Genomic DNA, 686 nt, shown 5'->3' with positions numbered 1-686 from the left:
CTTAGACAGAATACAGATACTTGATAAAGTTTGAACTCAAACAAAGCAAATCAGCTTTCCGAATTATTATTAACGTGGTCCAGAGATGGACACGGTAATAAACAGAATTTGCTTGGTGACAATAGCCTTGTGGAACCACCTGATCCCATCCCGAACTCAGAAGTGAAACGCAAACGCGCCGATGGTAGTGTGGGGTCTCCCCATGTGAGAGTAGGTCATCGCCAAGCATCCAAATAAACGCCAAAGCCCTAGCCTAAACAGTTAGGGCTTTTGTGTTTATACGCTTTGCGAAAACCTATCTCGATGTCGGTCAATAAATGTTCCTCCAATATTGACACTTCCACCATCCATGGCGGTCGCCCGCCGCTAAGCGGACTCCCCAGCTACGAAGACAAGCTTCTTCGCGTTCAATCATGGCTAAATACTCCGTATTTATAGCGCGATGATTTCACCCCCATGTGAGAGTAGGTCATCGCCAAGCGCCTAATTATCTCATTGAGATGTAACCAAGCCAGCTGAATAAGCTGGCTTTTTTGCGTCTGCAATTTGTAGAAATTAGTCCATTTTTCTTTCAACTTGCATGTTTCTCCGCTATTTTTACTCACCAACTCACCAACTCACCAACTCACCAACTCACCAACTCACCAACTCACCAACTCACCAACTCACCAACTCACCAACTCACC

1 rRNA gene is annotated in these 686 nt (G+C 45.3%); it reads left to right on the top strand.

The window, feature by feature from the left end:
• The first annotated feature begins 111 nt into the window (after positions 1-111).
• Positions 112-227: ribosomal RNA gene (gene rrf, locus HGO26_RS04490) — 5S ribosomal RNA — on the top strand.
• Positions 228-686: the final 459 nt, after the last annotated feature.

The organism is Shewanella oncorhynchi (assembly GCF_012584455.1).
Taxonomy (GTDB): domain Bacteria; phylum Pseudomonadota; class Gammaproteobacteria; order Enterobacterales; family Shewanellaceae; genus Shewanella; species Shewanella oncorhynchi.
Note: the sequence above shows the minus strand (reverse complement) of the source record. Positions and strands in the feature narration are given on the sequence as shown.